The sequence below is a fragment of the Spirabiliibacterium mucosae genome (genome assembly GCF_014884965.1).
Taxonomy (GTDB): domain Bacteria; phylum Pseudomonadota; class Gammaproteobacteria; order Enterobacterales; family Pasteurellaceae; genus Spirabiliibacterium; species Spirabiliibacterium mucosae.
The window spans coordinates 17,539-37,941 of sequence record NZ_JABTBO010000010.1 but is presented as its reverse complement, the minus strand read 5'-3'; the positions used below and the strand labels follow the sequence as shown (position 1 = coordinate 37,941).

Genomic DNA, 20,403 nt, shown 5'->3' with positions numbered 1-20,403 from the left:
CGCACTTTTTCTGTGAGATAAAACTTACAGCGGCATCACGTTGAGTGATGAGCCACCGATGATTTGCACGCGAGCACCAGGCACTAAGCGCGCATCAGCTTTTTGCACCACCACAATTTCTTTGCCGTCGTCTTTTTTGATCACCATTTGCACGCCATTGGCTTGGCTGGCTTTTTGCTCAACGGTGTTGCCGATCACGGCACCGGCAATCGCGCCCACTGCGGTGGCAATGGCATTACCTGTGCCGCCGCCCACGCCTGAGCCCAAAATGCCACCCAATGCGCCGCCACCAACGGTGCCAATCACGCCTTCGTTAGGGGCTTGAATGGTCACAGGCTTGGTCGACACAATTGTACCGTAGCTGATTGAGCGAGCTTCTTTGGTTTGATCGCCGGTGTAAACATCACCACGATAGATATCTTTATTCGCGCAGCCAACGGTGGCCAGGCCGATAAACAAAGAAGCGACTAAAACTGATTTTTTCATTGTGTTTTCCTTATTAACTAAACTCGGATTCTGAGTCAATCACCTCAATTATAGAGTGTGAGTGGAGCTTAATACAACATTTATTTTTACTATTGTCAAGTTTTGTAATTGCAATCGTGGTGTTATCTAGCCCTTCACCTGCGCCTTTGGGTGCGTCGATTTTCAGGCAAAGTGCGGTTTTCGCCTTAAGATCAAACTGTTCGATCACACGCGCACACCACTGGCTTGGCGTTTCCCCAGCGCGGGTGGGCAACACCACTTCAATGTGCTCCCAGCCTTCAATTGGGTAAGGCTTTTTCGGCATCGGCAGCTCCACAACGGCAATGGATTGTGCAAACAAATGTAAAGGCTCGCGTAATTTGATGAGATAAATCGGCCGGCCGTTGATGATGTTACTGGAAATCACCTCGCCATTGTCTTGCAACACCGCCAGCCACGCCTGACCACGCTCAGGGGTGTTGACGCGCAGCGCGATATGGTCAATCTCATAATTACTCAAGGTCAGCCCAATTTCCTGCGCAAGGGCTGAAATCTGCTGCTCAAAGCCCGCCAACTGCTCTGCCAGCGTGGGCAATTGGGCTTGCAAAAAGTGCGGTTGTGTCATTTTATTAATCTCTCTTTTCTCAAACGCGATATCAAGGTATTATATCGAAATTTATTTGATAATGCTTACAACAAGGACAATTCGTGAACATTCAAACAATTTTGTCGCACAACATCACCCAAGCGCTGGATAGCGTCGGCGCGCACGGCTGTGATGCCTTGGTGCGGCAATCAGCAAAGCCGCAATTTGGTGATTACCAAGCCAACGGTGTGATGGCGGCGGCGAAAAAGCTCGGCATGCCACCGCGTGAGCTGGCACAACGTGTGGTTGATGCGCTTGATGGCGGCGAGATGATTGAAAAATTAGAAATCGCAGGCCCTGGCTTTATTAACATCACGCTTAACCGCACTTGGCTTGCCGCACAAGGGCACGCGCTGCTTTCACAAAAGAAATTAGTCAGCCCCGTTGCGCCTGCGCAAACCATTGTGGCGGACTATTCTGCGCCGAATGTGGCGAAACAAATGCACGTGGGGCACTTGCGTTCTACCATCATTGGCGATGCGGTGGTGCGTGTGTTGGAATTTTTAGGCCACAATGTGATTCGCGCCAACCACGTGGGCGACTGGGGCACCCAATTTGGCATGCTGATCGCCTATCTTGAAAAAATGCAAAAAGAAAACGCCGACGACCTCGCGCTGAGTGACTTGGAGGCCTTTTATCGCGCCGCCAAAGCCCATTACGACAGTGATGAGGCCTTTGCCGAAAAAGCACGTCAATACGTGGTGAAACTGCAAGGTGGCGACAGCTACTGCTTGGCGATGTGGCGTAAGCTGGTGGACATCACCATGGAGCAAAACCAGCGCACGTATGATCGCCTCAACGTCACGTTAAGCAACGACAACATCATGGGCGAGAGCCTCTACAACCCGATGCTGCCAGGCATTGTGGCTGATTTAAAAGCCAAAGGCATCGCGGTGGAAGACCAAGGCGCCGTGGTGGTGTTTTTAAACGAGTTTAAAAACAAAGACGGCGAAGCGATGGGCGTGATTATCCAAAAGCGTGACGGCGGCTTTCTTTACACCACCACTGACATCGCGGCGGCTAAATACCGCTGGGAAACACTGCACGCCAACCGCGCGCTCTATTTCACCGACACCCGCCAAAGCCAGCATTTGCAACAAGCCTGGACCATTGTGCGCAAAGCCGGCTACGTGCCCGATGAGATGCAACTTGAGCACATCAACTTTGGCATGATGCTCGGCAAAGACAACAAGCCGTTCAAAACCCGCTCGGGCGAAACGGTCAAGCTCAACGATTTGCTTGATGAGGCCGTCGAACGCGCGGGCAAACTCATTCGTGAAAAAAGTACCGCACTTTCTACAGCTGAGCTTGACGATGTGATCAACGCCGTGGCGATTGGCGCGGTGAAATATGCCGATCTCTCCAAAAATCGCACCACCGATTATGTGTTTGACTGGGATAATATGCTCTCGTTTGAGGGCAACACCGCGCCTTACATGCAATACGCCTACACCCGCATTCACTCCATTTTCGCGAAAAGTGGCATCAACCCTGAGCAAGTGCAAGGTGAGATTCACATCAACGAAGACAAAGAGCGCGCACTGCTGTTGAAACTGCTGCAGTTTGAAGAGGCCGTGGCTGTGGTGGCGCGCGATGGCACACCGCACGTGCTGTGTGGCTATTTGTATGAATTAGCGGGCATCTTCTCGCAATTCTACGAACAATGCCCGATTTTAAGCAGCGAAGATGAGGCCGTGAAAGCCAGCCGCTTGCAACTCGCCGCGCTGGCGCAACGTACCCTCAAGCAAGGCCTTGAGCTGCTCGGGATTGAAGTGGTCAATAAAATGTAATAAAAAACCGCACTTTAGGCAAAGTGCGGTCAGTCAAAAGCAGTGCGTTGGCACTGCTTTTTTTATCGCTCGATTAAGCTTAAAAACTCTTTGCGGGTTTCGCGGTCTTTTAAGAATACGCCGCCAAAGGCTGATGTGACAGTGTAACTATTGCTGTCTTTAATGCCACGGCATTTCACGCAAAAATGGGTCGCTTTGACATAAACAGCAACATCATCAGTTTGCAAAATGGTTTGCAACGCGGTGAGAATTTGCTCCGTCAAACGCTCTTGCACTTGCGGGCGCTGAGCGAGAAAGGCCACCACGCGGTTGATTTTCGACAGCCCAATCACCCACTCTTTGGGGTAATACGCCACCGAGACTTTGCCGTCAATGGTGACAAAATGGTGCTCACAGGTGCTGGTGAGTGTCACATCGTTGACCAGCACCATTTCACTGACCTGCATCCGGTTGCGAATGGTGGTGATTTTCGGGAAGTTGGCGTAATCCATGCCAGTGAAAATTTCATCGAGGTACATTTTCGCCAGCCGCGCTGGGGTTTGCTCAATGCTGTCATCGGTCAAATCAAGGCCAATTAGCTCCAGCACGCTTTTCATGTGTTGTTCGATTTTAACTCGCCGTTGGTCAAGGGAGAGATCCAACGCTTTCATCGGGGTTTCAATGCCTTTGGCTATCAGGGCGGCTTGAACGCGCTGCGCCTCTGCTGAAATTTTGCTCATTGTGGTTTAACATCTCCAAAAAATAAGGCGATTATTTTAACAGAATTATTAAAAATACAACAAGAATTCTACGAAATTAACTGAAAATTTCTCAAACTTTGCTAGAATAAAGCCAATTTCAACCACAAGGTGACCGACATGAACGCACTGATTTCCCTCAACGACGCGCTGGCTAAAATTACCAGCGCATTGAGCTACCCGCCTGATTCACAAACTGAACTCGTAACCCTTGATGAAGCGCACAACCGCATTTGTGCAGAAGATATCCGCTCGCCGATTAATGTGCCAGGCTTTGACAACTCAGCAATGGACGGCTATGCCGTGCGCATGGCGGATCTCACCGGTGAACCATTGACCGTAGCAGGTAAAAGCTTTGCGGGCAGCCCGTTTGACGGCCCGTGGCCACAAGGCTCGGTGGTGCGCATCATGACAGGTGCGGTGGTGCCTGAGGGCTGTGAGGCGGTGATCATGCAAGAGCACGCCGAGGTGCTTGAAGACGGCAAAGTGCGGTTCACCGCTGAGGTCAAGCCGGGTCAAAATATCCGCCACCTAGGTGATGATGTTAAGCAAGGCGACGTGGTATTAGCCAAAGGCGCGAAGCTGACCGCACTTTCACTGCCGCTGCTCGCCTCCCTTGGGCTTGAGCGCGTGCGGGTTTATCGCAAAATTAAAGTGGCGCTGATTTCCACCGGCGATGAACTGGTCAGTGTCGGCAAGCCGCTGGCCAAGGGCCAAATTTATGATACCAACCGTTTCACCGTGCGTTTATTGTTAGAAAACTGGCACTGCGAGATTTTGGATTACGGCATTTTGCCGGATGACAAAGTGCGGTTTGCCAAAACCTTTTCACAAGCGCAGCAAAAGGCGGATTTGGTGATCACCAGCGGCGGCGTGTCGGTCGGCGAGGCAGATTTCACCAAAGATATGCTCGAGCAACTCGGGCAGATGAATTTTTGGAAATTGGCAATTAAGCCAGGCAAGCCGTTTGCCTTTGGCAAGTTTGATCACGCGTGGTTTTGCGGCCTGCCGGGCAACCCCGTTTCCGCCCTGGTCACCTTTTATCAACTGGTGCAGCCGGTGCTCGCGCGCTTAACGGGCTTTAGCCAATGGCAGCTGCCGCCACAACTGCCAGCCATTGCAGGCAGCGCGATGAAAAAAAAGCCTGGCCGGCTGGACTTCCAACGCGGGTATTATCACGTCAACGCACAAGGGCAAATTGAGGTGCAGCCAGTTGGCTTTCAAGGCTCACATATGTTCAGCTCTTTTGTGCAAAGTAATTGCCTGATTGTGCTCGAGCGCGAGCGTGGCAATGTCGCCGCGGGCGAAGGGGTGATGATTGAGCCTTTTGGTGATGTGTTACAATAATGGCTGATATCTTATCGGATGCCGAAGCGCTGCGCTACAACCGCCAAATCGTGCTGCCACAAATTGACTTTGACGGCCAAGAGCGGCTCAAGCTCGCTCATGTGGCGATTATCGGTTTAGGCGGGTTAGGCTGCGCGGCAGCGCAATATCTGGCCGCCAGCGGTGTGGGCACGCTCACGCTGGTGGATTTTGACACGGTTAGCCTGTCTAATTTGCAGCGCCAAGTGCTGCACACCGATGCACGCATCGGCCAGCCCAAAGTGGACTCCGCCAAAACCGCACTTTGCGCCCTCAACCCACATTGTCAAATTCACACGATTGATACTGATTTAGACGACGATGGCCTTCGTGACGTTGTCACAAAAGCAGACGTAGTGGTGGACTGTTGCGACAACGTAGCCACCCGCAACCGCCTCGACCAGCTCTGCCAGCAGTGCCAAACGCCGCTGGTTTTCGGCGCGGCCATTCGTATGGAAGGTCAACTCTCAGTCTTCACCTACCAGCCCAACACGCCCAATTACCGCAGCATCAGCCGCCTGTTTGGTGAAAATACGCTCTCGTGCGTGGAAGCCGGCGTCCTCTCCCCCATTGTCGGCATTGTCGGCACACTGCAAGCGATGGAAACCCTGAAATTACTGCTCAACATCGGCGAGCCTTTGGTGGGCAAATTGTTACTGATTGATGCGTTGAGTATGCAATTCAACACCCTCAAACTGCCTGCTTAAAAACCTAAAGTGCGGTCGACCGCACTTTGCATCACGCCCCCTGCCAGCGTTCAAACAGATCTTCAGGCAGTTCGATGTCGAATTGGTCGCACAGGCGGTTGACGGATTGGTTGATGATGTCGTCGATGCTTTGTGGTTTGTGGTAAAACGCGGGCATCAGTGGCGTGAGTGTGGCGCCGATTTCCGCCGCTTGCGTCATTAGCCGCAGGTGGCCTAAGTGCAGCGGCGTTTCGCGCAGGCAAAGATGCACAGGTTTGCGCTCTTTTAAGCAGACATCCGCCGCGCGGGAGATGAGATCGTCGCTGTAACTGTGGGCAATGGCGGAGAGGGTTTTAATCGAGCACGGCACCACCAGCATGCCCAAAGTGCGGTAGGAGCCCGATGAAATAGCCGCACCGATGTCGCGATTGTCATACACCACATCGGCTAGCGCCTTGACGTCATTGAGGCTGAAATCCGTTTCAATCGCAATGGTTTGGCGCGCGGCGTTGGAGATAATCAAATGGGTTTCCACCTCCGTTTGTGACAGCACTTGCAGCAAACGGATGGCATAAATGGCGCCTGATGCGCCAGTAATGGCAATAATCAGTCGTTGTGGTTTCATTAGGCTTCGTTATGCATCTCTAAATTGGTTTCATCACGCTCTTGTTTGCGCTTGGCTTTGTCGTTGCGCATCGCCTCGACTTGGGCAAGATATTCGTCAGTCACATCGCCTGTGATGTAGCAGCCGGTGAACACCGAACTGTCAAAATGCTGAATACTGGCGTTTTCTTTGCGGATTGCCGCTTCCAAATCGGCGAGATCTTGGAAAATCAACCCGTCCACGCCAATTAACTCGGCAATTTCCTCAACACTGCGGTTATAGGCGATCAGCTCGTTAACTGATGGCATATCAATGCCGTAAACATTCGGGTGGCGCACTTCTGGCGCGGCGGAGGCGAGGTAAATTTTCTTCGCACCCGCTTGGCGCACCATGTCGACAATCTGCTCCGAGGTGGTGCCGCGCACGATGGAGTCGTCCACCAGCAGCACGTTTTTGCTTTAAATTCTGATGAAATGGTGTTGAGCTTGCGCCGCACCGAATGACGGCGCTGGGTTTGGCCTGGCATGATAAACGTGCGGCCAACGTAGCGGTTTTTCACAAACCCTTGGCGATAAGGCAAATTCAGCTCTTTGGCGATGCGCAAGGCGATGTCGTTGGAGGTTTCTGGAATCGGGATGACCACATCGATATCGTGATCGTACCATTCTTTGGCAATTTTGCGCCCTAACGCCTCGCCCATGTGTACCCGCGCGGCATAAACCGACACGCCGTCGATATAAGAGTCTGGGCGGGCGAAATAGACGTATTCAAAAATGCATGGGCATAAATCCGGCTGCGTTGAGCACTGGTGGGAGTAAAATTGGCCGTTGAAATCAACATAAATGGCTTCACCGGGCGCCACATCACGCACAAACTCAAAGCCGATAATATCCAGCGCCACACTTTCAGAGGCGAAGGCATACTCCACTTTGCCGCTGTCAAGCTCACGCTTGCCGAGCACCAGCGGGCGGATGCCGTGCGGGTCGCGAAAGGCAATCATGCCAAAGCCGATAATCATCGCCACACACGCATAAGCGCCTTTGATGTCATCGTGGGTTTTGCGCACCGCGGTGAAAATATCATCTGGGCTTAAGTGGTTGTGAGGGCTTTGGTCGAGGTGGTAGGCGAGAATATTTAACAGGGCTTCGGAGTCAGAATTGGTGTTCACGTGGCGGCGGGCGAGCTTGAATAATTTATCCTTCAAGGCGCGCGAGTTGGTCAAATTGCCGTTGTGCACCAAGGTGATGCCATAAGGCGAGTTGACATAAAACGGCTGCGCCTCTGACACGCTTGAGCTGCCCGCCGTTGGGTAGCGCACATGGCCCACACCCACCGTGCCTTGCAGCCGCTCCATGTGCTCTTGGCGGAACACGTCGCTGACCAGGCCATTGGCCTTGCGCAGCCGAAAGCGGTTTTCACGGTCAATGGTCATGATCCCCGCTGCATCTTGGCCGCGATGTTGCAGCACCGTGAGCGCGTCGTACAACGCTTGATTGACAGGGGTTTCGCCGATAATCCCAATAATGCCACACATAATTTCGCCCTTACAATTTCGGAGTTAAAAATGAGGAATTTTGTTGAATCTGTTGAAAAAACCAGTCAACCACAAAGCCAAAGTGCGGTATCAATTTTGAATTTTGCCACCACTCGGTTTGATTTAAATTGGTGAAGGTGTCCATGCAAAACAGCAGCGCGGCCACTATCAACACGCCACGCAACACGCCAAAACACGCACCTAGCACGCGATCGGTGCCGCTTAAGCCTGTTTTATCCACCAATTGGCCTAAAATATAATTGACGATGGCGCCCACAATCAGGCTTGCGATAAACAAAATCGCAATCGCTACGCCAATGCGGATGTTTTGTGATTCAATTTGGGTGAGGTACCCTGCCAAATACGGATAAAATCGGCTGGCCACAAAAAAGGCCACCACCCAACTGCCCAGCGACACCGCCTCGCGAACAAAGCCACGTAACAGGCTGACAATTAACGAAAAAACAATAATACCGATAATAAGATAATCAATCATAACTTTTGGGTTGTGGCTTTAAATAGTGTTGAAATAAGAATATTTATTGTACAAAAAAATAGCGCGCTTGCGTAGCACTATTTTTGCGCTGCGCTATTTTAAGCGCAGCACTTTCACGTTGCGATACCCTTGCTGGCGCAGATACTGCGCTTGCAGCTGGCTCATCACCCCTTTTTCGCAATAAAGCAAATAGGTTGTGTTGGCGTCCAACTGCGCAAACGCACTGCTGAGTTTGAAAAACGGGATCGCCAGCAGCTCACACTCAGGCAGATAAACGGGCTTGTCTTCACGCTCGTCGTCACTGCGCACGTCAATCACCACCTCGCCTGCACTCACGCTATCCACAATCTCCACCTCCTCGACCGCACTTTTATCGGCATTGGCGATGTCGCGAATGTCGAGGTATTGTGCGCTGGCTACCGCCTCGTCCAGCACGCTGAAATCAAAGTGCGCCTCTTCTTGGGCGATGCGTTCAGGGATGGCTTTCACCGTCGGGTTTTTTGAGATCACGCCACAAAACTCCGGCATGGATTTGGCAATCTCATCAGTGCCAATGTGTTGCGCGGTGGCAATGATTTGCGGCTTGTCGTGGGTGATGAGCGGGCGCAGTACCAGCACGCTGGCGGCTTCATCAATCAAGCGCAAATTGGTCAGCGTTTGGCTGGAAACCTGCCCGAGCGCTTCGCCGGTGACAATCGCTTGAATGCCAAAGCGTTCTGCCACGCGGCTGGCGGCGCGCACCATCATGCGCTTGAGCACCACGCCCATTTGGCCGTTATCGATTTTTTCTAAAATTTCGGCCACCACGCCTTCAAAATTGACCGCCACAAACCGCACTTTGACCGATGAGCTATAACGCGACCAGATGTGATAGGCCATCTGCTTCACGCCGATTTCGTGCGCCTGCCCACCGAGGTTAAAAAAGCAATAATGCACCTTGGAGCCGCGGCGGATAAACATATAGCTCGACACGCCCGAGTCAAACCCGCCCGAAATCAGGCTGAGCACATCTTCTTGCGTGCCAACAGGATAGCCGCCAATGCCCTCAAAGCGGTTTTTCACCAGCAGCATTTGGTCGTCTTCAATCGTGATGTTGACGGTCACATCGGGGTTTTTCAACCGCACTTTGGCTGTTTCAATGTGTTGGTTCAAGCCGCCGCCGACATAGCGCTCAAGATCGAGCGAGCTGAACGGGTGCTTGCCCTTGCGCTTGACGCGGACACAAAAAGTGCGGTTTTCCAGCTGCTCGCGGGTGTGTTTTAAGGTGTATTCAAAAATGTCGTGCATCGAGGCAAACGGGATGCCTTCGACTTCCAAAATGTGGTGAATGCCCGGCGTGCGTTGCAAAAAATCCAGCAGCAAATCGCGCTTGCTGGCGTCTTTTGACCGCACTTCGATATAATCCCAATGGTGCACCACGGCTACGGTGTCGTCTTGCTTGCTTAAAATATTGCGGATGTTGCCGGTTAAAATTTTGATGAAGCGTTTGCGCACAGAGTCGCTTTTGACCATCACTTCGGGGAATAATTTGATAATAAATTTCATAGAATCACTGCTAATGTCAAAATTGGCGGTATTGTACCTGAAATTCCCGTTGACAGCTAAAAAAAACGACAAATAATGCAAACTCAAGTACAATAGGCAAAAATGACGTTTTTGGATACTGTTATGGCGAAAAAAGCAACTTCTTTAGATTTTGAAACCACCTTAAGCGAGCTTGAGGCGATTGTCAGCCGGCTGGAAAGTGGCGAGCTGCCGCTGGAAAAGGCCTTGGCGGAGTTTGAAAAAGGCGTGCAGCTGGCGCAAGCGGGCCAACAACGGCTGCAACAGGCGCAGCAACAAGTGAGCATTTTGCTCGAAAAAAGCACCGTTGCGCCACTGGCCGACTTTGAACCAGATGACAACACGCGCAAGGCGAGCCAAAGCCGTAATCCCGAAGAAGAGATTTACAGCGATGACGACATCCCTTTTTAAGGTTTAGTTATGTACGATTTTCAAACGGATTTGCAGCAGCTGCGCGAACGCGTCAATGCTTTTTTAGAAGCTAACCTCACCCTCAACTCCGCGCCTGCGCCATTGGCCGATGCGATGCGCTATGGCGTGTTGCTCGGTGGCAAGCGCCTGCGCCCTTTTTTGACCTACTGCACCGGGCGCATGCTTAATGCCGAGATGGCCAGCCTAGATTACGCCGCCGCCGCTGTGGAGGCTGTGCACAGCTATTCGTTAATTCATGACGACCTGCCCGCGATGGACGACGACACCCTGCGCCGCGGGCAAAATACCTGCCACATTGAATTTGATGAAGCCACCGCCATTTTAGCCGGCGACGCGCTGCAAAGCTGGGCCTTTGCGCTGCTTTGCGACACGCCAGCGGTGAGCGCAGAACAAAAAGTGCGGTTGGTCCAGCTGTTGGCGCAAGCCGCTGGCGCGCAAGGCATGTGCTTAGGCCAAGCGCTTGATCTCTTCGCCGAGCAACAAGCCTTGGATCTGGCTTTTTTAGAGCGCATTCACCACAACAAAACTGGCGCGATGATCGTCTGCGCAGTCGAGATGGGGCTGGGGTGCTCACCGCACTTTAATGATAGCACCATTGGCTATCACCTGCGCCAATTTGCCGCCTTAATTGGCCTGGCCTTTCAAGTGCAAGATGATATTTTAGACATCACCGCGGACTCCGCCACTCTCGGCAAAGACGCAGGCTCGGATTTGGCCCATGACAAAACCACCTACCCGAAACTCTTGGGGCTTGAGGGGGCGCAAGCCAAAGCGCAAGAATTGGTGAGAGAGGCGCATTGTGCGCTTGAGCAGCTGGCCACATTGGGGCTGGATGTCAGCGCGCATCAGGCGTTGGCCAATTTTGTTATCACCCGCGGGAGTTAAATGCGCCGCAATCACGCCGAAATGGCATTTTGTGATTTATGTTTGACGCAATTGTCGTTATAATCCACGCTATGCAAAAATATTCTTTATTATCGACCATCAACACACCAGACGATTTGCGTTTGCTCCCGCGTGAGCAGCTGCCACAGCTGTGCGACGAGCTGCGCGCGTTTTTGTTGGAATCTGTCAGCCAAAGCAGTGGGCATTTGGCATCGGGCCTTGGCACCGTGGAATTAACGGTGGCACTGCATTATGTCTTCAACACCCCGTTTGATCAGCTCATTTGGGATGTTGGCCACCAAGCCTACCCGCACAAAATCCTCACCGGCCGGCGCGAGCAGATGCACACCATTCGGCAAAAAAATGGCCTGCACCCGTTCCCGTGGCGTGGCGAAAGTGAATACGACGTGCTCAGCGTTGGCCACTCCTCCACCTCCATCAGCGCGGGCCTTGGCATTGCCATTGCGGCGGAAAAAGAAAACGCCGATCGCAAAACCATTTGCGTGATTGGTGACGGCGCGATGACCGCTGGCATGGCGTTTGAAGCGCTCAACCACGCCGGCTCTTTGCACACCGACATGCTGGTGATTTTAAACGATAATGAAATGTCGATTTCAGAAAACGTCGGCGCACTGAACAATCACCTCGCACGGCTGCTTTCTGGCTCGTTTTACTCCTCCATTCGTGAAGGCAGCAAAAACTTGCTCTCTGGCCTGCCGCCAATCAAAGCCTTTGTGAAAAAAACCGAAGAGCACCTCAAAGGGTTTGTCTCCCCAGGTGGCACGCTGTTTGAAGAGCTTGGCTTTAACTACATCGGCCCGATTGACGGGCACAATGTTGATGAATTGGTCTCCACGCTGAAAAATATGCGCAACCTCAAAGGCCCGCAGTTTTTGCACATTATGACCAAAAAAGGCAAAGGCTATGCGCCAGCCGAGAAAGACCCGATCGGCTTTCACGGTGTGCCAAAATTTGACCACCTGCTTGGCCAATTGCCGAAAAAAAACTGCGCAAGTGCCAACCTACTCAGCCGTGTTCGGCAGCTGGTTGTGCGAAATGGCGGAAAAAGACGCCACCGTGGTGGGCATTACGCCTGCGATGCGCGAAGGCTCAGGCATGGTGGAGTTTTCCAACCGCTTTCCTCAGCAGTATTTTGACGTGGCGATTGCCGAGCAGCACGCCGTCACACTGGCGGCCGGCATGGCGATTGCCGGCCTCAAGCCCGTGGTGGCGATTTATTCCACCTTTTTGCAACGCGCGTATGACCAACTGATCCACGATGTGGCCATCCCGAATTTGCCTGTGCTCTTTGCCATCGACCGCGCAGGCGTTGTCGGTGCTGATGGGCAAACCCACCAAGGCGCGTTTGATATCAGCTTTATGCGCTGCATCCCAAACATGGTGATTATGACGCCAAGTGATGAAAACGAGTGCCGCCAAATGCTCTACACAGGATTGCATCACAATGGCCCGGCCGCCGTGCGTTACCCGCGTGGCAGCGCCACAGGGTGCACGCTTGACGCGTTGGAGCTACTCGAGATTGGTAAATCACGCAAAGTGCGCTCTGGCGAGAACATTGCCCTGCTCAATTTCGGCACCTTGTTGCCTGCGGTGATGCAAGCCGCCGACACGCTCAACGCCACGGTGGTGGATATGCGCTTTGCCAAGCCGATTGATGAGGCTATGATTAGCTCATTGCTTGAAAACCACAGCCTGCTGGTCAGCGTTGAAGACAACGCCCTCAAAGGCGGTGCGGGAAGTGCGGTGGGGGAATTCCTCAACCAACTTTCACTCACCCGTGGCCACAGCGCCCGCTTGCTCTCCCTTGGCTTTGGTGATGAATTTATCGCCCAAGGTGAGCCGGCTGAGGTGATGGCGGAATTGGGGCTCGATGCCAACGGAATTATTGAAAAAATTCAAGCGGTTAAAAATTTTTAAAAAAATCTCACTTTTTTATGAACTTTTCAACCGCACTTGAGTCTTAATTAATGCTAGTGCACTGCAAATGCAGTTGTCTTTTTACATTTTACTTATTGTAAGACCTCCCCCGATATGCCCTCTTTGGCTATCGGGTTTCTTTTTTTAAGCACTCACGCCAGTTTGCAGCGCGCTGTAGATCAAAAATAAGCCAAAGCTCAAAAACACTAAACCGCAGACGTTATCAATGTAACGGCTGTATTGAAAATAAAATTGTTTGACTTTGCTAAGCGAAAAAATGCGTGAAATCAGATAAAAATAGACAAAGCTCTCCAGCACCACCATTACGGCAACAAAGCCAACCCAGCCCGCACCGAGGTGGGAGACCAGCATCGAGAAAATGCCACTGAAGAAAATCAGCACTTTAGCGTTGGATAAATTCACCCACAGCCCTTGGCGAAAATGCGCCAAGCCCTCACGCCGCTGCCGGGTTGGGTGGCGCTGAGCGAACTGCTCTGGCGTGATGTTTTGCCGCACGCGCACCAGCTTGACGCCTAAATAGCTTAAATACGCCCCGCCGAGCAGCCAGACCGCACTTTGAACGGCTGGATAAAGCGCAAACAAAATCGCCAAGCCCACGATGCTGGCCACCACCCAAATGCTCAAGCCTGCACAGATGCCCAAGATGCCCAGCACTACATTGCGCTGCGGCTCAGCCAAGGATTTACGCGCGACAAAAAAGAAATCAGGCCCAGGGCTCATCAGCGCAATGGTGTGAATCAATAAAATTTTCAGGGCAAACAACATAACAGCCTTTTACTACACAAGCCAATAAATCAGATACAGCACAACCAAGCTAAACACCGCGGCTAGGGTGTCATCAATCATAATGCCAAAGCCGGTGTGCAATTTGCGGTCAAGCGCTTTAATGGGATAGGGTTTGGTGATATCGAACACGCGAAAGGCGACAAAACCGCCGAGCGCCCAAAGTGCGGTTTGCGCCGGCAGGCAGGCCAGCACCAGCCAAATGGCGGCAATTTCGTCCCACACAATTGAACCGTGATCATGCACGCCTATATCTTGCGCTGTTTGGCCGCAAATTTTCGGCCCGATGAGGCTGGCGATAATCGCCAACACCAACAAAGCCGTGGTGCCCAGTGTGGCTATTACGCCAAGGCCAATCAGCCAGCCGGCCAAGGTGCCCCAAGTGCCGGGGGCGGGGTAAATCAAGCCCGAGCCAAAGCCGATGGCGGCAACGTGAATCGGGTTTTTAAAATTGAGTTTTTGCAATTCCGGGCGTTTATTCATTCTCTGCTCCAAAGTGATCGTAGCCAGTGTGCGCGGGGCGGGGATGATTTTTCCGTTACGTTGTAACAAAACCGCACTTTCCCCTTTGGCTGCGCGCAGCTGCCCAATGCAGGTATAGGCCACGCCAATGTGGGTTAAGGCCTTTTCAAGCTTGCTGCGTTGCGCCTCGGGCAGGCAAAAGCACAGCTCGTAATCCTCGCCGCCGGTGAGCGCCAGCGTTTGCGCCTGCTCAAGTGCGGTTGTTGCCAACAATTGCGGTGACAGCGGGATTTTGTCGATATCCAACACCGCACTTACGCCGCTGCGCGCAACAATATGGCCCAGATCGGCCAATAGCCCGTCGGAGATGTCAATCGCTGCGCTGGCAAAAGGCACAATGGTTTGGCCAAACAGCACGCGCGGGGTTGGGCGCAGGTGGCGCTCAATGAGATAACGCTCAATAGCATCGGCCGTTGCTTTGCTTTTGCCCTCGCTTAACAGTGCAAAACCTTTGGCGCTGTCACCAAGAGTGCCTGTGACATAAACCCAATCGCCCACATGGGCATGGTGGCGGCAAATGCCTTTGTCACGCGGCAGCAAGCCATGGGCGGTGATGGTGAGCGACAGCGCACCGCGAGTGGTGTCCCCGCCGATTAAATCAACGTTATAGTGATCGATAATCTCAAAAAAGCTTTCACTAAAGCGCGCCAGCCAGTCATGGTCAATTTTCGGCAAGGTTAAGGCCAGCGTCACCCACGCAGGCTCTGCGCCCATGGAGGCGAGATCGCTTAAATTCACGGCCACGGCTTTGTAGGCGAGATCGGCGGGGTCAATATCGGGGTAAAAATGGGTGCCTTCAACCATGGTGTCACAGGTGATGGCGAGGTGTTGATTGGGTTGCACTTCACAAATGGCGCAATCATCGCCCACCGCCAGTGGCACATCACGCCGCGGGCTGCGGCGCGAGGCACTAAAATAGCGCTTGATTAAATCAAACTCAGCTTTGTTTTGCGACACAAGCACTCCTTACAACATGAGGTGATGTTTTATTTCGCAAGACCTTGTGCAATTTTGTCTAACACACCGTTAATGTATTTGTGGCCTTCTTCCGCGCCGAAGGTTTTGGCCACTTCCACCGCTTCGTTGATCACCACTTTATAAGGCACGTCTTGAAAACGCAGCTCACAGGCGGCCATCAACAACAATACGCGCTCGATTGGGTCAAGGCTTTTGAACGCGCGATCTAAGTGCGGTTCAATCAAGGCTTTCAGTTCATCTTCATGGGCGACAGTGTCTTGCAACAGGGTGCGGAAATAGACCACGTCCACGCCTTTCATGTCTTGCTCAAGCATAAACGCCACTTCCACATCGGCGACGTCATTTTGCGACATCAACCAAGAATAGAGCGCTTGCAGTGCGCATTCGCGCGCGCGATGACGCGGGGAAACTTTACTCATTTTTTGCCCCCTTGTTTGATTTGCTCAAGCACGCTGATCATCTCAAGCGCGACCATTGCCGCCTCAGCGCCTTTGTTGCCAGCTTTGGTACCTGCGCGCTCAATCGCTTGCTCAATGTTTTCTGTGGTTAACACGCCAAAAGCCACGGGCAAATCCGCCAGCATTGCCACTTGGCCTAGGCCACTGGCCGCTTCGCCGGCGACATACTCAAAGTGCGCTGTGCCACCGCGTATCACAGTACCGAGGGCGACAATCGCGTCATACTCGCCTGTGGCCGCCAAGCGGCGCACCACCAGTGGCAGCTCATAGGCGCCAGGCACTTTCACAATCGTGATGTTGTCGTCTTTGACTTGGCCGACGCGTTTGAGTGCGTCCACCGCGCCTGCTTGCAGGCTGTCGTTGATAAAGCTGTTAAAGCGGGCAATCGCCACCGCAATGCGGGCATTCGGCGCGCTCAACTGGCCTTCAATGTGTTTCATAGTGTTCCTTTTGGTGTATTTCACAAGTTTGCGCGGATTCTACCACAAAAAGCCAAGGGCGTTTAAGCAAAATCTTAAAGGCGATTTTCAAGCCGTTTAAAAAGGCCAAAAAACCGCAATAAAATCAAACAGTAAAACCGCACTTTTATAGCGTGAAAAAAGTTTGCAAAAATGGCCAAAAATGCGCGGAATTTTTTGTCATCTTAAAATCAATTGTGGTATTCTTACGCCTTTGTATTGACCTAAAACAACCATGATTGCGCGTCAATCGTAAAGGGGGAAACCAAAGAAAGTGGAAACTATTGTCAACGCTGCGCCCGTTATTGAGCTGCGTTCCATCCGCAAAGAGTTTGACGGAAAGGCCATCATCGACAATTTTTCGTTGTCGATCAATAACGGTGAATTTATCACGATTTTGGGGCCATCTGGCTGCGGTAAAACCACCATTTTGCGCCTGATTGCAGGCTTTGAATCCCTCGATGGTGGGCAAATTATCCTCGATGGGCAAGACATCAGCGACATGCCCGCCGAGCAACGGCCGGTTAACACGGTGTTTCAAAGCTATGCCCTGTTCCCGCACATGAGCATTTATGATAACGTAGCCTTTGGCTTAAAAATGCAACAAGTGCCGGCGGATGAAATTAAACCGCGCGTGATGGAAGCCTTGCGCATGGTGCAGCTTGAAGCGTATGCCAAACGTAAGCCCGCGCAGCTCTCCGGCGGCCAGCAACAACGTGTGGCGATTGCCCGCGCGGTGGTCAACAAGCCAAAAGTGCTGCTGCTTGACGAATCCCTCTCTGCCCTTGACTACAACTTGCGCAAGCAAATGCAAAACGAACTCAAAGCATTGCAGCGCCAGTTGGGCATCACCTTTATTTTTGTCACCCACGACCAAGAAGAAGCCTTGAGTATGTCGGATCGCATCATTGTGCTGCGTGAAGGTAAATTGCAACAAGACGGCACCCCGCGTGAAATCTACGAAGAGCCAAACTCGCTGTTTGTCGCGCGCTTTATTGGTGAAATCAATATCTTTGACGCCACCGTGATCGAGCGCCTTGACGAGCGCCGCCTGCGCGCCAATGTGGAAGGCCGCATTTGTGATATCTACGCCAACCGCACTTTTGATGTTGGCGCCAAGCTCAAAGTGCTGCTCCGCCCTGAGGATCTGCGCTTGGAAGAGGTCAACCACGGCGAAAAAGGCAATGGTTTGATCGGCTTTGTGCGCGAGCGAAACTACAAAGGCATGACGCTGGATTCCACCATCGAGCTGGAAAACGGCAAAATTGTGCTCATCAGTGAGTTTTTCAATGAAGATGACCCTGATGTGGATCACTCCTTAAACCAAAAAGTGGCAATCACCTGGGTAGAAAGCTGGGAAGTGGTGTTGGAAAATGAAGATAACAACGCGTAATTTTCAAACCATGACCGTGGCGGTGATTTTCGCCTGGTTGATCTTTTTCATCCTCGTGCCCAATTTGCTGGTGCTCGGGGCGAGCTTTTTAACCCGCGACAGCAGCGAGCTGATTGATTTCACCTTTTCACTCGACAGCTACAAGCGCCTTGTCGACCCGCTTTATGCCAAAGTGATTTGGAACTCGCTGTATATGTCGGGCATTGCCACCATTGTGTGCTTACTGGTGGGCTATCCGTTCGCGTTTTTCATCGCGCGGCTGCCGCAAAAATACCGCCCGATTCTGCTGTTTATGGTGATTTTGCCGTTTTGGACCAACTCACTGATTCGCATCTACGGCATGAAAATTTTTCTCGGCGCGCGCGGTGTCCTCAACAACACCTTGATTTCGTTAGGCATTATCGACACGCCACTGCGCATCATCAACAGTGAAAGTGCGGTCATCATCGGCTTGGTGTACATTTTGCTGCCGTTTATGATTTTGCCGCTCTACTCCGCGATTGAAAAGCTCGACGCTCGCTTGCTTGAAGCCGCCAAAGACCTCGGCGCCAACGCCTTTCAGCGCTTTGTCAAAATCATTTTGCCACTGACGATGCCAGGCATTATCGCTGGTTGCTTGCTGGTGCTGCTGCCAGCAATGGGGATGTTCTACGTCGCCGATTTGCTCGGTGGGTCAAAAATCCTGCTGGTGGGGAATGTGATCAAAAACGAATTTTTGGTCTCCCGCAACTGGCCGTTTGGCTCGGCGATTAGCATTGGGCTGACAGTGTTAATGGCGTTATTGCTCTACGTGTATTACCGTGCAGGCAAGTTACTTAACAAAAAACCGGAGTTAGAATAATGGGCAAATATTTACGCGGCGGTTTTATGTTTTTGGTTTATAGCTACCTCTATATTCCAATTATTATCCTGATTATCAACTCCTTCAACGAAGACCGCTACGGCCTGAGCTGGAAGGGCTTCACCTGGAAGTGGTATGAAAATCTCGCCCAAAACGACACCTTAATTCAAGCAGCGGTACACTCTGTCACCATCGCCTTTTTTGCCGCCAGCATGGCGACCATTATCGGCGGGCTGACGGCCATTGCGCTGTATCGCTACCGCTTTCGCGGCAAGCAATTTGTCGGCGGCATGCTGTTTGTGGTGATGATGTCGCCTGATATCGTGATGGCGGTGAGCCTGTTGGCGCTGTTTATGCTCTTTAGCTTGCAGCTGGGCTTCACCTCGCTGTTGCTGGCGCACATCACCTTCTGCCTGCCTTATGTGGTGATCACGATTTTATCGCGCCTTAAGGGGTTTGATATCAAAATGCTTGAAGCCGCCAAAGATCTCGGCGCCAGCGAGTTGACCATTTTGGGCAAAATCATCCTGCCACTGGCGCTGCCGGCGATCGTCTCCGGCTGGCTGTTGAGCTTCACCATCTCGCTGGATGATGTGGTGGTGTCTTCATTTGTCAGCGGCATCAGCTACGAGATTTTACCGCTGAAAATCTTCTCGATGGTGAAAACGGGCGTGACGCCAGAAATCAACGCACTGGCATTTTTGATGATCATCCTCTCGCTGGTCCTCGTCACTATCAGTTTGCTGTTAACACGCAAAAAATAGCCACTCACCGACTATATTGTTGACATAACTCACAAAAAGGTCTTTTTTCGAAGACCTTTTGTTCTTTTTCGCGTAATATGAGGGCAATAATAACAATAAATGAGGTGCTATATGCCAAACCATTATCAGCCAGAACATCACATTTCGGACAAAGTGCGCGAGGCCTGTGGGCAGTTAAAAGACCAAGCCTTGGCGCAAACGGTGTTCACGCTGTTCAGCGAGCAGCGTTTTAATGCCTACTTACCGCACTTTGCGGTGCGCCATTTGTGCGACAAGTTCAACCTCACCGCACGCGAGTTGTCGCTGGCGCTGTTGCCGGTGGCGAGTGCGTATGCTCACACGCCAATTTCGAAATTCAACGTTGGCGCCATTGCCATTGGTGAAAGTGGCGCGTTTTATTTTGGTGCGAATTTAGAGTTCAAAGCCAGCTGCATTCAGCAAACGGTGCACGCCGAGCAAAGCGCCATTGCCCACGCTTGGATTCGGGGCGAAACCGCGCTTCGCGAGATTTCGGTCAATTACGCGCCGTGCGGGCATTGCCGGCAATTTATGAATGAGCTCAACAAAGCCGACGGATTGGTGATTAACTTGCCTGAAAATCCGAATAATGCGCTGAAAACCTTCCTGCCCCACAGTTTTGGGCCCAATGATCTCGACATTAATGAGCGGCTGTTGCTGCCACGGGATAATGGCTATTTGTTGCTGTGTGAAGACCCATTGCACGAGGCGGCACTGGCTGGCCTTAACATCAGCCATGCGCCTTATAGCGGCGCCTTTGCCGGCGCAGCATTGGAGACAGAAGACAGTTTCTACTTCTGGGGCAGTTATGCTGAAAATGCCGCATTCAACCCAAGTTTGAATGCGTTGCAGGTAGCGATTAACCATTTGATTTTAAGTGGCTTTGAGCTGCAAAACATCAAACGCGCGGTGTTGATTGAGAAAAAATCACCACTGAGCCAAAAAGTGATGGCGCAACAACTGCTAGCCACGCTGTGCAAGCTGCCGCTGGAGTTTGTCAGCCTAGAATAACAAAAGTGCGGTCAG

At 52.0% G+C, this 20,403-nt stretch carries 19 protein-coding genes and 3 pseudogenes; 10 read left to right on the top strand and 12 right to left on the bottom strand.

What is annotated here, in order from left to right:
• Positions 1-24: 24 nt before the first annotated feature.
• Both HPC37_RS05230 and HPC37_RS05225 read right to left on the bottom strand, forming a co-directional pair.
• Entirely contained in the window at positions 25-486 is a 462-nt protein-coding gene (locus tag HPC37_RS05230) for an outer membrane lipoprotein (RefSeq protein WP_208122133.1), read from the bottom strand.
• A 13-nt stretch (positions 487-499) separates the two neighbouring features.
• On the bottom strand, positions 500-1,090 hold the full coding sequence (locus HPC37_RS05225; protein WP_208122132.1) for a VOC family protein: 591 nt from the start codon (positions 1,088-1,090) through the stop codon (positions 500-502).
• Between the two features lie 83 nt (positions 1,091-1,173).
• Here HPC37_RS05225 and argS point away from each other — a divergent pair, with 83 nt between their 5' ends.
• Positions 1,174-2,901 carry an arginine--tRNA ligase gene (gene argS, locus HPC37_RS05220; protein ID WP_208122131.1) on the top strand — a complete coding sequence of 576 codons (1,728 nt, stop codon included), beginning with the start codon at positions 1,174-1,176 and terminating at the stop codon, positions 2,899-2,901.
• Between the two features lie 62 nt (positions 2,902-2,963).
• Here the strand turns inward: argS and folE are convergent, their stop codons facing one another.
• Entirely contained in the window at positions 2,964-3,620 is a 657-nt protein-coding gene (folE, locus tag HPC37_RS05215) for a GTP cyclohydrolase I FolE (RefSeq protein WP_208122130.1), read from the bottom strand.
• A 147-nt stretch (positions 3,621-3,767) separates the two neighbouring features.
• Between folE and moeA the strand changes: the two genes are divergently transcribed.
• The gene (gene moeA, locus HPC37_RS05210) at positions 3,768-4,985 is read left to right on the top strand and encodes a molybdopterin molybdotransferase MoeA (RefSeq protein ID WP_208122167.1); all 1,218 of its coding nucleotides are present in this window, start codon (positions 3,768-3,770) and stop codon (positions 4,983-4,985) included.
• The gene (locus HPC37_RS05205; RefSeq protein WP_208122129.1) at positions 4,985-5,710 is read left to right on the top strand and encodes a molybdopterin-synthase adenylyltransferase MoeB; all 726 of its coding nucleotides are present in this window, start codon (positions 4,985-4,987) and stop codon (positions 5,708-5,710) included. The genes moeA and HPC37_RS05205 overlap by 1 nt, the downstream gene beginning before the upstream one ends.
• A gap of 31 nt (positions 5,711-5,741) precedes the next feature.
• Here HPC37_RS05205 and HPC37_RS05200 read toward each other — a convergent pair whose 3' ends face one another.
• From HPC37_RS05200 to thiI, 4 genes and pseudogenes are all read right to left on the bottom strand, one after another.
• Positions 5,742-6,314, bottom strand: a complete 573-nt coding sequence (locus tag HPC37_RS05200) for a UbiX family flavin prenyltransferase (RefSeq protein ID WP_208122128.1) — start codon at positions 6,312-6,314, stop codon at positions 5,742-5,744.
• Positions 6,314-7,827: pseudogene (gene purF / locus HPC37_RS05195) on the bottom strand (amidophosphoribosyltransferase). The gene HPC37_RS05200 and the pseudogene purF overlap by 1 nt, the downstream one beginning before the upstream one ends.
• Before the next feature lie 10 nt (positions 7,828-7,837).
• Entirely contained in the window at positions 7,838-8,323 is a 486-nt protein-coding gene (locus HPC37_RS05190; protein WP_208122127.1) for a CvpA family protein, read from the bottom strand.
• A gap of 93 nt (positions 8,324-8,416) precedes the next feature.
• On the bottom strand, positions 8,417-9,868 hold the full coding sequence (gene thiI, locus HPC37_RS05185; protein ID WP_208122126.1) for a tRNA uracil 4-sulfurtransferase ThiI: 1,452 nt from the start codon (positions 9,866-9,868) through the stop codon (positions 8,417-8,419).
• Positions 9,869-9,991: 123 nt separating this feature from the next.
• Here thiI and xseB point away from each other — a divergent pair, with 123 nt between their 5' ends.
• The 3 genes and pseudogenes from xseB (at position 9,992) to dxs (ending at position 13,141) form a co-directional block, all read left to right on the top strand.
• Positions 9,992-10,297: an exodeoxyribonuclease VII small subunit gene (gene xseB, locus HPC37_RS05180; RefSeq protein ID WP_208122125.1), complete on the top strand. Its 306-nt coding sequence runs from the start codon at positions 9,992-9,994 to the stop codon at positions 10,295-10,297.
• Between the two features lie 9 nt (positions 10,298-10,306).
• Positions 10,307-11,203, top strand: a complete 897-nt coding sequence (gene ispA / locus HPC37_RS05175) for a (2E,6E)-farnesyl diphosphate synthase (RefSeq protein ID WP_208122124.1) — start codon at positions 10,307-10,309, stop codon at positions 11,201-11,203.
• Between the two features lie 71 nt (positions 11,204-11,274).
• Positions 11,275-13,141, top strand: a pseudogene (gene dxs / locus HPC37_RS05170) (1-deoxy-D-xylulose-5-phosphate synthase).
• 144 nt (positions 13,142-13,285) lie between these two features.
• On the opposite strand, the gene HPC37_RS05165 reads toward dxs, so the two are convergent.
• The 5 genes and pseudogenes from HPC37_RS05165 to ribH form a co-directional block, all read right to left on the bottom strand.
• Positions 13,286-13,927: a LysE family transporter gene (locus HPC37_RS05165; protein WP_208122123.1), complete on the bottom strand. Its 642-nt coding sequence runs from the start codon at positions 13,925-13,927 to the stop codon at positions 13,286-13,288.
• 12 nt (positions 13,928-13,939) lie between these two features.
• Positions 13,940-14,428 (bottom strand): phosphatidylglycerophosphatase A family protein, encoded by a 489-nt coding sequence (locus tag HPC37_RS05160; RefSeq protein WP_208122122.1) that lies wholly within the window; start codon positions 14,426-14,428, stop codon positions 13,940-13,942.
• A pseudogene (gene thiL / locus HPC37_RS05155) lies at positions 14,421-15,424 on the bottom strand (thiamine-phosphate kinase). Before thiL ends, HPC37_RS05160 begins: the two are co-directional and overlap by 8 nt.
• 29 nt (positions 15,425-15,453) lie before the next feature.
• Complete coding sequence (gene nusB, locus HPC37_RS05150; protein ID WP_208122121.1) at positions 15,454-15,864, bottom strand: transcription antitermination factor NusB; 411 nt, start codon at positions 15,862-15,864, stop codon at positions 15,454-15,456.
• On the bottom strand, positions 15,861-16,343 hold the full coding sequence (gene ribH, locus HPC37_RS05145; RefSeq protein ID WP_208122120.1) for a 6,7-dimethyl-8-ribityllumazine synthase: 483 nt from the start codon (positions 16,341-16,343) through the stop codon (positions 15,861-15,863). The genes nusB and ribH overlap by 4 nt, the downstream gene beginning before the upstream one ends.
• 292 nt (positions 16,344-16,635) lie before the next feature.
• Here ribH and potA point away from each other — a divergent pair, with 292 nt between their 5' ends.
• The 4 genes from potA to cdd all read left to right on the top strand — a co-directional run bounded on the left by potA (position 16,636) and on the right by cdd (position 20,388).
• The gene (potA, locus tag HPC37_RS05140) at positions 16,636-17,754 is read left to right on the top strand and encodes a spermidine/putrescine ABC transporter ATP-binding protein PotA (RefSeq protein ID WP_208122119.1); all 1,119 of its coding nucleotides are present in this window, start codon (positions 16,636-16,638) and stop codon (positions 17,752-17,754) included.
• The gene (gene potB, locus HPC37_RS05135) at positions 17,735-18,595 is read left to right on the top strand and encodes a spermidine/putrescine ABC transporter permease PotB (protein ID WP_208122118.1); all 861 of its coding nucleotides are present in this window, start codon (positions 17,735-17,737) and stop codon (positions 18,593-18,595) included. Before potA ends, potB begins: the two co-directional genes overlap by 20 nt.
• Positions 18,595-19,359, top strand: coding sequence for a spermidine/putrescine ABC transporter permease PotC (potC, locus tag HPC37_RS05130; protein WP_208122117.1), 765 nt, complete (start codon positions 18,595-18,597; stop codon positions 19,357-19,359). The genes potB and potC overlap by 1 nt, the downstream gene beginning before the upstream one ends.
• Before the next feature lie 111 nt (positions 19,360-19,470).
• Positions 19,471-20,388 carry a cytidine deaminase gene (gene cdd, locus HPC37_RS05125; protein WP_208122116.1) on the top strand — a complete coding sequence of 306 codons (918 nt, stop codon included), beginning with the start codon at positions 19,471-19,473 and terminating at the stop codon, positions 20,386-20,388.
• Positions 20,389-20,403: the final 15 nt, after the last annotated feature.

Excerpts from the sequence above, each read along its gene's own strand:
- folE (WP_208122130.1), bottom strand. The coding sequence starts at position 3,620 with ATGAGCAAAATTTCAGCAGAGGCGCAGCGCGTTCAAGCCGCCCTGATA.
- thiI (WP_208122126.1), bottom strand. The coding sequence starts at position 9,868 with ATGAAATTTATTATCAAATTATTCCCCGAAGTGATGGTCAAAAGCGAC.
- ispA (WP_208122124.1), top strand. The coding sequence starts at position 10,307 with ATGTACGATTTTCAAACGGATTTGCAGCAGCTGCGCGAACGCGTCAAT.
- HPC37_RS05200 (WP_208122128.1), bottom strand. The coding sequence starts at position 6,314 with ATGAAACCACAACGACTGATTATTGCCATTACTGGCGCATCAGGCGCC.
- HPC37_RS05230 (WP_208122133.1), bottom strand. The coding sequence starts at position 486 with ATGAAAAAATCAGTTTTAGTCGCTTCTTTGTTTATCGGCCTGGCCACC.
- HPC37_RS05205 (WP_208122129.1), top strand. The coding sequence starts at position 4,985 with ATGGCTGATATCTTATCGGATGCCGAAGCGCTGCGCTACAACCGCCAA.
- HPC37_RS05190 (WP_208122127.1), bottom strand. The coding sequence starts at position 8,323 with ATGATTGATTATCTTATTATCGGTATTATTGTTTTTTCGTTAATTGTC.
- potB (WP_208122118.1), top strand. The coding sequence starts at position 17,735 with ATGAAGATAACAACGCGTAATTTTCAAACCATGACCGTGGCGGTGATT.
- potC (WP_208122117.1), top strand. The coding sequence starts at position 18,595 with ATGGGCAAATATTTACGCGGCGGTTTTATGTTTTTGGTTTATAGCTAC.
- HPC37_RS05225 (WP_208122132.1), bottom strand. The coding sequence starts at position 1,090 with ATGACACAACCGCACTTTTTGCAAGCCCAATTGCCCACGCTGGCAGAG.
- cdd (WP_208122116.1), top strand. The coding sequence starts at position 19,471 with ATGCCAAACCATTATCAGCCAGAACATCACATTTCGGACAAAGTGCGC.
- HPC37_RS05160 (WP_208122122.1), bottom strand. The coding sequence starts at position 14,428 with ATGAATAAACGCCCGGAATTGCAAAAACTCAATTTTAAAAACCCGATT.
- nusB (WP_208122121.1), bottom strand. The coding sequence starts at position 15,864 with ATGAGTAAAGTTTCCCCGCGTCATCGCGCGCGCGAATGCGCACTGCAA.
- HPC37_RS05165 (WP_208122123.1), bottom strand. The coding sequence starts at position 13,927 with ATGTTGTTTGCCCTGAAAATTTTATTGATTCACACCATTGCGCTGATG.
- ribH (WP_208122120.1), bottom strand. The coding sequence starts at position 16,343 with ATGAAACACATTGAAGGCCAGTTGAGCGCGCCGAATGCCCGCATTGCG.
- xseB (WP_208122125.1), top strand. The coding sequence starts at position 9,992 with ATGGCGAAAAAAGCAACTTCTTTAGATTTTGAAACCACCTTAAGCGAG.